This is a genomic window from Actinoplanes sp. NPDC048988, assembly GCF_043197815.1.
Lineage (GTDB): Bacteria > Actinomycetota > Actinomycetes > Mycobacteriales > Micromonosporaceae > Actinoplanes.
This window is the reverse complement of the sequence record NZ_JBICTW010000001.1, coordinates 772,694-783,116: the sequence shown is the minus strand read 5'-3', so window position 1 is coordinate 783,116 and position 10,423 is coordinate 772,694. Positions and strand designations below refer to the sequence as shown.

At 73.1% G+C, this 10,423-nt stretch carries 1 protein-coding gene; it reads left to right on the top strand.

Translation table 11 applies throughout. The features are described from left to right. Positions 1 to 21: 21 nt before the first annotated feature. A complete protein-coding gene (locus tag ACGFJ7_RS03380; RefSeq protein ID WP_392640617.1) occupies positions 22 to 10,416 on the top strand; it encodes an SDR family NAD(P)-dependent oxidoreductase in 10,395 nt (3,464 codons plus the stop codon). The last annotated feature ends 7 nt before the right edge of the window (positions 10,417 to 10,423 follow it).

Here is a 10,423-nt window from a genome sequence, read left to right as displayed (position 1 = left end):
CTCACCGGGTGGAGATGGACAGTGACGTACTCCGCGGACAAGGTGGCCGACGCGCTGCGTACCTCGCTTCGGGAGGTCGAGCGCCTGCGCCGGCAGAACCAGCAGATGGCCGACGCGGCGCGCGAGCCGATCGCCGTGGTCGGCATGGCCTGCCGGTTCCCCGGCGGGGTGGGCTCGCCGGAGGCCTTGTGGGACCTGGTGGTCTCGGGATCCGGCGCGGTGTCCGGCCCGCCGCCGGCCCGCGGATGGAGCCGGGACTGGCCGGGCGGGTTCCTGGCCGAGGCGGGCGAGTTCGACCCCGCCCTGTTCGGGATCTCGCCGCGGGAGGCGCTGGCGATGGATCCGCAGCAGCGGCTGCTGCTGGAGACGTCGTGGGAGGGGCTGGAACGCGCGGGCATCGACCCGATGTCGTTGCGCGGCACCGACACGGGCGTGTTCGCCGGGACGAACGGCGAGTGGTACAGCGCGGTGCGCGGCGACGACGGCGAGTCGATGTCGGGCACGGCGACGAGCTTCCTGGCCGGCCGGGTGTCGTATTCGTTCGGGTTCGAGGGTCCGGCGGTGGTGGTGGATACGGCGTGTTCGTCGTCGTTGGTGGCGGTGCATTTGGCGGCGCAGTCGTTGCGTGGTGGTGAGAGCACGTTGGCGTTGGCGGGTGGGGTGACGGTGATGGCGTCGCCGTTGGTGTTGGAGGAGTTTGAGCGTCAGGGTGGGTTGTCGTCGGATGGCCGGTGTCGTGCCTTTTCGGAGGGTGCCGATGGGACGGTGTTGGCTGAGGGTGTCGGCGTGCTGGTGTTGGAGCGGCTGTCCGACGCGCGGCGCAACGGGCGGCGGATTCTCGCGATTGTGCGGGGGTCGGCGGTCAACCAGGACGGTGCGTCGAACGGTTTGACGGCGCCGAATGGTCCGTCGCAGCAGCGGGTGATCGGTGCGGCGTTGGCGTCGGCTGGGTTGGAACCCTCCGATGTGGATGCGGTGGAGGCGCATGGGACGGGCACCAAGTTGGGTGATCCGATTGAGGCGCAGGCGTTGCTGGCCACGTATGGCGCGGATCGTGACGAGCCGCTGTGGCTGGGGTCGATCAAGTCGAACATTGGCCATACCCAGGCGGCGGCTGGTGTGGCTGGTGTGATCAAGATGGTGATGGCGATGCGGTATGGGGTGTTGCCGTCGACGTTGCATGTGGATGAGCCGTCGCCGTTGGTGGATTGGTCGGCGGGTGCTGTCGAGTTGTTGAGGCAGTCGCGTCCGTGGCCGGAGGGTGATCGTCCGCGCCGGGCGGGGGTGTCGTCGTTCGGTATCTCGGGCACCAACGCCCATCTGATCTTGGAGCAGGGTGAGGAACCGGAAGCTGCCGAGCCCGCTGGTGCGGGGCCGGTGCCGCTGATCATTTCTGGGCATACGGCGGATGTGGTGCGGGAGCAGGCCGAGCGGTTGGCCGCTGTCCTGGACACGGTCGACATTTCCGACATGGCCAGCGGGTTGGTTCGAGGCCGAGCGGTGCTCGAGCATCGTGCCGTTGTGGTGGCCGCCGATCCGGCGGAAGCGGCGGCCGGTCTGGCTGAGGTGGTGCCGGGCAGCGCGGAGTCCGAGCCGGAGCTGGGGTTTGTGTTCTCGGGTCAGGGTGCGCAGCGGTGGCGGATGGGCCAGCAGCTCCAGCGGTTCGACGTCTTCCGGGACACTTTGACGGAGATTTCTGCATATTTCCCAGGCCTGGAGGATGTTCTTTACGGCGATGATGCCGAGGCGGTGACCGCGACCGGGTGGGCGCAGCCGGGCCTGTTCGCCTTTGAGGTGGCTCTGTTCCGGTTGTTGGAGTCGTGGAATGTTCGCCCGGCCGTCGTGGTGGGTCATTCGGTCGGGGAGATCAGTGCTGCGCATGTCGCCGGGGTGTTGTCCCTGGAAGATGCGTGCCGGTTGGTGGTGGCCCGAGCAAGCCTGATGCAAGCGTTGCCGGCCGGTGGGGTGATGGCCGCGGTCGAGGCCACCGAGGCCGAGCTTGCTGAGCTGATCGAGGGCGAGTCGTTGGTGTCGATTGCCGCGGTGAACGCTGTCCGGTCGGTGGTGGTGTCCGGTGACGAGGCCGGGGTGCGCAGGGTCGTTGGGGATCGGCGGGTGCGGTGGCTGACGGTTAGTCACGCGTTTCATTCGCCGTTGATGGAGCCGATGTTGGCCGGGTTCGCTTCGGTGTGTGAGCAGCTGACTTTCCACCCGCCCCGGATCCCGGTGCTGGCTAGTGGTGACGTGACTTCTGCGGCCTACTGGGTCGATCAAGTAAGGGCGACCGTGCGTTTCGCGGACGCGATCGCCGCCGGGTCCCATGTCGGTCAGTGGGTGGAGGTTGGCCCGGACACGGTCTTGGCGGGGTTGATCGACGGCGACGCGGTGGGGTTGCTGCGCCGTGGCCGGGATGAGGTGCGGACTCTGCTGGCTGGCGTTGGCCGCCTGTGGTCGAGTGGTGTGCCGGTGGATTGGGCGGCGATCGTGCCGGATCGGGGTCCGGTCGACCTGCCCACCTATCCGTTCCAGCACCGCACCTACTGGCCCGCCCCGCGGAGTGCCTCCCGTGCCGGATGGCGGTACGACGTGCGCTGGACTGCCGTCGAGGAGCCGGAGCAGACACACGGCGACGGTGTGTGGTTGCTCGTCGTCCCGCCGGGACACGAGCTCACCGATCCCTGCGCGGCCGCGCTCGCGGCCACCGGCCGTACGCCGCTCGTGCTCGTCGCCGACGCCGGGACGTCGCGCGGCACGCTGGCGGCCCGGGTGCGGGACGCCCTGGCCGGCCGGATCGCCGAGGGGGTGCTCCGGCTCGGATCCGGCGCCGACGACCGCGCCGAGGTGACGGCGCTGACCACGCTCGTGCAGGCGCTGGCCGACGCCGAGGTGGACGGCCGGCTCTGGTCGGTCACCACCGGCGCGGTCGCGATCGAACCCGGCGAGACGGTACGGCCGTGGCAGACGGCGGTGTGGGGGATGGGCCAGGTCGCGGCGCTGGAACACCCGCGGCGCTGGGGCGGGCTGATCGACCTGCCCGCCGGCTCGGAACCGGCCGTGGCCGAGTGCCTCATCCGTCAGGTCACCGCCGCGTCCACCGAGGATCAACTGGCGCTGCGAAGCGACGGTGCGTATGCCCGGCGGCTGGCCCGCGTCACCGCAGAGGTCGAGCACGCGTGGAAGCCGCGTGGCACCGTGCTGGTCACCGGCGGTACCGGAGCCCTCGGTGCCCACGCGGCGCGCTGGCTCGCCCGTAACGGCGCCGGGCATCTGGTGCTCGCGAGCCGCCGGGGACCCGGAGCCGAGGGCGTGGACGCGTTGCGGGCCGAGCTCGAGGAGACCGGCGTACGCGTGACCGTGGCGGCCTGCGACGTCACCGACCGGGAGGCGCTGGCCGCCTTGCTCGATCGGATCGGGTCCTCGCTGACCGCGGTGATCCACACGGCGGGGGTGGGCGAGTACCGGCCGATCCTGGAGGCCGGCCCCGACGAGGTGTTCACCGCCAAGACCGTGGGTGCGGCCCATCTCGACGAGCTTCTCGGCGACCGGGAGCTCGACGCGTTCGTGCTCTACTCGTCGGTCGCCGCGGCCTGGGGATACGCGGGCGGCGCCGGATACGCGGCGGCGAACGGCTACCTCGACGGGCTCGCGCGGCGCCGGCGTGCCCGGGGCCTGACCGGCACCTCGATCGCCTGGGGCAGCTGGGCCGGTGCCGGGATGGCACTCACCGCACCGGATCGGGTGCTGGAGCGCAACGGCGTCCGGGCCATGGCGCCGGCGGCCGCGGTCCAGGAACTCGGCCGGGCCGCGCGCGGCGACCGGGCGTACGTGATCGTCGCCGACATCGCGTGGGAGCGGTTCGCCCCGACGTACACCGTGGCGCGGCCCAGCCCCTTCCTGGCCGGATTGCCCGAGGTGGCGGAGATGTTGCGGCCGCCGGTCGCCCCCGAGATCACGGCCGGCCCGCCGGCCCTGGCCGGGCTGACCCCGCAGCGGCGGTACGCCGAGCTGCTCACGATGATCCGCGAGGAGGCGGCGCGGATCCTGGGCCACGAGTCGGCCGAGCTCGTCGGCGTCGAGCGGGCGTTCCGCGACCTGGGTTTCGACTCGCTGACCGCCGTGGAGCTCCGTGACCGGCTCAGCCGGCGGACGGGGATGCCGCTGTCGGGCACGCTGGTCTTCGACCACCCCACCGCCGCGCGTCTCGCCGACCACCTGACCGGGTTGATCGCCGGTGCCGCACCGGAGACCCCGGCCGCGCCCGGCCGTGCCGTCGCGGACGAGCCGATCGCCATCGTCGGTATGGCCTGCCGGTTCCCGGCCGGCGTCGACTCGCCCGAGGATCTCTGGCGGCTGCTCCTCGACGGGGCGGACGCGGTGGCGCCGTTCCCGGCCGACCGCGGATGGGACCTCGACCCGCTGGCGTCCCGCGCGCGGGAAGGTGCGTTTCTGGCCGACGCGGCCGGCTTCGACGCGGCGTTCTTCGGGATCTCGCCGCGCGAGGCCCTGGCCATGGACCCGCAGCAGCGGCTGCTGCTCGAGGTGGCCTGGGAGGCGGTGGAGCGGGCCGGAATGGACCCGTCGGCGCTGCGCGGCACGCCGGCCGGGGTGTTCGTCGGCATGTCGGAGCAGAACTACGCCGGTCACCTGCGCGGATCGGACACCGAGGCCGACGGTCACCTGCTGACCGGGAACACGGCCAGCGTCGCGTCGGGGCGGCTCGCCTACGTGCTCGGGCTCGAAGGACCCGCGGTCACGGTCGACACCGCGTGCTCGTCGTCGCTGGTGGCGATGCACCTCGCGGCGCAGTCGCTGCGCGGCGGGGAGTCGTCGCTGGCCCTGGCGGGCGGCGTGACGGTGATGGCGACGCCGGAGGCGTTCGTCGAGTTCACCCGGCAGGGCGGGCTCGCGCCGGACGGCCGGTGCAAGTCGTTCGCGGCGGCGGCCGACGGCATGGGCTGGGGTGAGGGTGTGGGCGTGCTGGTGCTGGAGCGGTTGTCGGACGCCCGGCGGAACGGGAGGCGGATTCTCGCGATCGTGCGGGGGTCGGCGGTCAATCAGGATGGTGCGTCGAACGGGTTGACGGCGCCGAATGGTCCGTCTCAGCAGCGGGTGATCGGTGCGGCGTTGGCGTCGGCCGGGTTGCATACCTCCGATGTGGACGCCGTGGAGGGGCACGGGACGGGAACGCGGCTGGGTGATCCGATCGAGGCGCAGGCGTTGCTGGCCACGTATGGCGCGGACCGTGACGAGCCGCTGTGGTTGGGGTCGGTCAAATCGAACATCGGCCACACCCAGGCCGCGGCCGGTGTGGCCGGTGTGATCAAAATGGTCATGGCCATGCGGCACGGCGTATTGCCGTCGACGTTGCATGTGGATGAGCCGTCGCCCGTCGTGGATTGGTCGGCGGGGTCGGTGGAGCTGGTGACCTCGACGCGGGAGTGGCCGCGGTCGGATCGTCCGCGCCGGGCGGGAGTGTCGTCGTTCGGTATCTCGGGCACCAATGCCCATCTGATCCTGGAGCAGGGTGAGGAGCTGGAGGCTGCCGAGCCGGCCGTCGAGGGGCCGTGGCCGCTGATCGTTTCCGGTCGGTCGCCGGAGGCGGTGCGCGAGCAGGCCGTCCGCCTGGCCGATCGCCTGGACGCGGTCGACGTGGCCGACATGGCCGCCGGGCTGATCCGGAGCCGGGCGGCGCTCGATCACCGGGCGGTGGTCGTAGCGGGGGACCGCGACGAGGCGGCGGCCGGTCTGGCTGAGGTAGTGCCGACGGCTGCTGTGGCGGAGCCGGAGCTGGGGTTCGTCTTCTCGGGTCAAGGTGCGCAGCGGTGGCGGATGGGGCAGCAGCTCAAGCGGTTCGACGTCTTCCGGGACACCTTGGCCGAGATTTCTGCCCATTTCCCGGGTTTGGACGCTGTTCTTTACGGCGATGATCCTGAGGCGGTCACGGCGACGGGTTGGGCGCAGCCGGGCCTGTTCGCGTTTGAGGTGGCTCTGTTTCGGCTGTTGGAGTCGTGGAATGTTCGCCCGGCGGTCGTGGTGGGTCATTCGATCGGGGAGATCAGTGCTGCGCATGTCGCCGGGGTGTTGTCTCTTCAGGATGCGTGCCGGTTGGTGGCGGCCCGGGCGAGTCTGATGCAGGCGTTGCCGGCGGGTGGGGTGATGGCCGCGGTGGAGGCCAGCGAGGCCGAGCTTGCTGAGCTGGTGGAGAGCGAGCCGTTGGTGTCGATTGCCGCGGTGAACGCTGTCCGGTCGGTGGTGGTGTCCGGTGACGAGGCCGGGGTGCGCAGGGTTGTGGGGGATCGGCGGGTGCGATGGCTGACGGTTAGTCACGCCTTCCATTCGCCGTTGATGGAGCCGATGCTGGCCGAGTTCGCTTCGGTGTGTGAGCAGCTGACTTTCCACCCGCCTCGGATCCCGCTGTTGGCTAGTGGTGACGTGACTTCTGCGGCCTACTGGGTCGAGCAAGTTAGGGCGACGGTGCGTTTCGCCGACGCGATCGCCGCCGGATCTGATGTGAGCCAGTGGGTGGAGGTCGGCCCGGACACCGTCTTGGCGGGGTTGATCGACGGCGATGCGGTGGGGTTGCTGCGCCGGGGCCGGGATGAGGTGCGGACTCTGCTGGCTGGTGTCGGCCGCCTGTGGTCGAGTGGTGTGCCGGTGGATTGGGCGGCGATCGTGCCGGATCGGGGTCCGGTGGACCTGCCGACCTACGCGTTCCAGCACCGCCACTACTGGCCCCGGGCATCGCGCCGCCTCACCGACGTGACCGGCCACGGCCTGGCCGCCACCGGCCACCCGGCCCTGACCGTCCTGGTACCGACCCCCGACGGCGACGACGTGCGCTTCACCGGCCACTTCTCCCCGGCCGCTCAGCCCTGGCTGACCGACCACACCGTCCTGGGCTCCGTCGTCGTCCCAGGCGCGGCGATCGCCGATCTGCTGCTGACCGCCGGGGCCCAGGCCGGCTGCCCCACGCTGGCCGAGCTCACCCTGGACGCGCCGCTGGTCCTCGACGACGGGGACGTCCGCCTCCACGTGGTCGTCCGCGGCCCGGACCCCGCCGGGGACCGCCCGGTCGAGCTCTACGCCCAGCGCGGCGCGGACGCCCCTTGGCAGCGCCACGCCGGTGGCCTGCTCACCTCGGCCACGCCGATGCCCGGGACGACCGCCGGCCCGTGGCCGCCCGCCGGGGCCGAGCCGCTGGACCCGGAGGAGGTGTACGCCCGCCTCACCGCGCTCGGCTTGGGCTACGGGCCGGCCTTCCGCGCCGTGCGCCGGGTCTGGCGGACCGGGGACGACCTGCTGGCCGAGGTCGCGGTCGCCGCCGAGGAGGCCGCCGCGTTCGCGATTCATCCGGCCCTGCTCGACGGTGCCCTGCATCCCGCCGTGCTCGGCGACGACGGGGAATCCGGCGCGCGGGTGCCGTTCGCCTGGCGGGGCGTCTCCGTGTATCGCCGCGGGGCCGCCGAGCTCCGCGTGCGCCTGCGCCGTCCGGACGCCGGCACGCTGTCGCTCACCGCCACGGCGCCGGACGGCGCGCCCGTGCTGTCGGTGGAGCGGCTCGACGTACGGCCGATGGCGGCCCCCGCGGCGACCGGCGACGACCTGTACCGGATCGAGTGGCAGCCCGTCGCCCTGCCGCCGGGCGAGTCCGTGACCGCCGCCGTGGTCGGCCCGAATCCGTGGGGCATACCCGTGCCCACCGTCGACCTCGACGAGTTGGCCGCGGGCGGCGCCCAACCCGTCCTCTGCTGCGGTGACGGCCGGCCGGAGCCCGAGGCGGTGCGGCGTACGGCGGGGGACCTGCTCGGGATCGTGCGGGAGTGGCTGGCCGACGAGCGCTTCGCCGGCACCGGCCTGACCGTGCTGACCAGGCACGCCGTCGCGACCGGTCCCGGCGACGACCCGGCCGACCTGGCCGCCGCCGCGAGCTGGGGACTGCTGCGTTCGGCGCAGGCCGAGCATCCCGGCCGGATCCGGCTGGTCGACACCGACGCGGAGCTCTCGGCCGATCTGCTGCTCTCCGTCCTCGCGGCCGGTCTGCCCGAGGTGGCGCTGCGCCGGGGACACGCCTACACGCGACGTCTGGTCCGCGCGGCCGGCGACCCGCCGCTGTCCGTGCCGGACGGCCACTGGCACTTGGCCGGCAATGAACCCGGAACGCTCGACGGTCTCGCCCTGCTGCCCGCTGTCGCGCCCGCCGGGCCGCCGGCGGCCGGACGCGTCCGGGTGGCGGTGCGGGCGGCGGGGGTCAACTTCCGTGACGTCCTGGCCGTGCTGGGCATGTATCCCGGCGAGGTGAGCCTGGGCGTGGAGGGTGCCGGCGTCGTCCTCGAGACCGGGCCGGGCGTCACCGGGCTGCGACCCGGTGATCGCGTCGCCGGGCTGCTCGACGGGGCCTTCGCCCCGGCGGCCGAGGCGGATCACCGGCTGCTGTTCCGGATGCCGGAGGAGTGGACGTTCGCCGCGGGCGCCGCGACGCCCATCACCTTCCTGACCGCCTACTACGCCCTGGTCGATCTGGCCGGTGTGAAGCCGGGGGACCGGGTCCTGATCCACGCCGGCGCCGGTGGCGTGGGCACCGCGGCCGTGCAGCTGGCCCAGCACCTGGGCGCGGAGGTCTTCGCGACCGCGAGCCCCGGCAAGTGGCCCGCGCTGAGAGCCGCCGGTCTGCTCGCTGACCACATCGCCTCCTCCCGCGACCTCGGCTTCGAGGAGCGGTTCCGAGCCGTGACCGGCGGCCGCGGCGTGGACGTGGTGCTCGACTCGCTCGCCGGCGAGTTCGTCGACGCGTCGCTGCGCCTGCTCGGCCCGGGCGGCCGGTTCCTCGAGATGGGCAAGACCGACGTCCGCGACCCGGAGACCGTCGCGCGTGCTCACCCCGGCGTGCACTACCAGGCCTTCGACACCCGTGAGGCCGGGCCGGATCGCATCGCTCAGATGTACGCCGAGCTGCTGCGTCTGTTCGCCGCGGGCGCGCTGCGGTTGCCTCCGCTGACCGCGTGGGACGTGCGGCGGGCGCCGGCCGCGCTGCGGGCCCTGAGCCGCGCCGAACTCATCGGCAAGGCGGTGCTGACCATGCCGCGCGCGCTGCGGACGGACGGGACCGTGCTGATCACCGGGGGGACGGGAGCCCTCGGCGCGTGCCTGGCCCGGCATCTGGTCACCCGGCACGGCGTGCGGAACCTGGTGCTGACCAGCCGTCGGGGGCCGGACGCGCCGGGCGCCGCCGGCCTGAGCGCCGAGCTGGTGGCGGCGGGCGCCGACGTCACGGTGGTGGCCTGTGACGTCGCGGACGATGAGGGGCTGGCCGAGGTCCTGCGCCGGATCCCCGGCGATCGCCCGCTGCGCGGCGTGGTGCACGCCGCCGGCCTGCTCGACGACGGGCTGTTCATGTCGCTCACCCCGGAGCGGCTGGCGGCGGTGTCCCGGCCCAAAGTGGACGGCGCCTGGAACCTTCACCGCCGGACCGCGCACCTCGACCTCGACCTGTTCGTGCTCTACTCGGCCGCCGCCGCCACGCTCGGCAGCCCGGGACAGGCCAACTACGCCGCCGCCAACGCGTATCTCGACGCCCTGGCCGCGCATCGGCAGGCCCGCGGCCTGCCCGCCCGCTCGCTCGCCTGGGGGCCCTGGGCGGCCGAGGCCGGCGGGATGACCGCGGCCTTGGGCGAGCGCGACAGCGCCCGGCTGAGCCGGTCCGGTCTGGTGCCGCTCACGCCCGAGCAGGGCCTGTTCCTCTATGACGCCGCGAGCACCGCCGACGAGCCGGTGCTCGCCCCGATCCGGATGAACCTGGCGGCGTTGCGCGGGCGCGACGCGGGCGAGGTGCCGGCCGTCCTGAGCGACCTGATCGGCCGCCGGCCCGCGGCGGTGCCCGTCGGAACGCCCTCGGCGGTGCCCTGGGCGCAGAGGCTGGCCGGCCGCGACGGCGCCGAGCAACTCGCCGACCTGCTGGAGCTCGTCCGCGGCGAGACGGCCGGTGTACTCGGCCACGCCTCGGCCGCCGAGGTCGAGCCGGAGCGCGCGTTCAAGGAGATGGGCATGGACTCGCTCACCTCCGTCGAGCTGCGCAACCGGCTCGCGGCGGCCACCGGGGTGCGCCTGCCCGCCGCGCTGGCCTTCGACCACCCGACACCGGCCGCGGTCGCGGAACACCTGCACGGCCTGCTGTGCGCCGGAGCCGACCCGGCCGAACAGGCCTGGGCGGCGCTCGACGCCGTGGAGGCGATCGTGACCCGGCTCGGTGCCGGCGACCCGGTCCACGCCCGGCTCACAAGCCGTCTGCAAGGGCTCTTGGGAAAGCTGGACGGCATCGGCGCGGACACCGGGTCCGCGGTGGCCGTTCAGGACCTGTCGTCGGCCTCGGCCGACGAGGTCCTCGCCTTCATCGACAGCGAACTGGGCGGCTTGAACTGACCGTGCC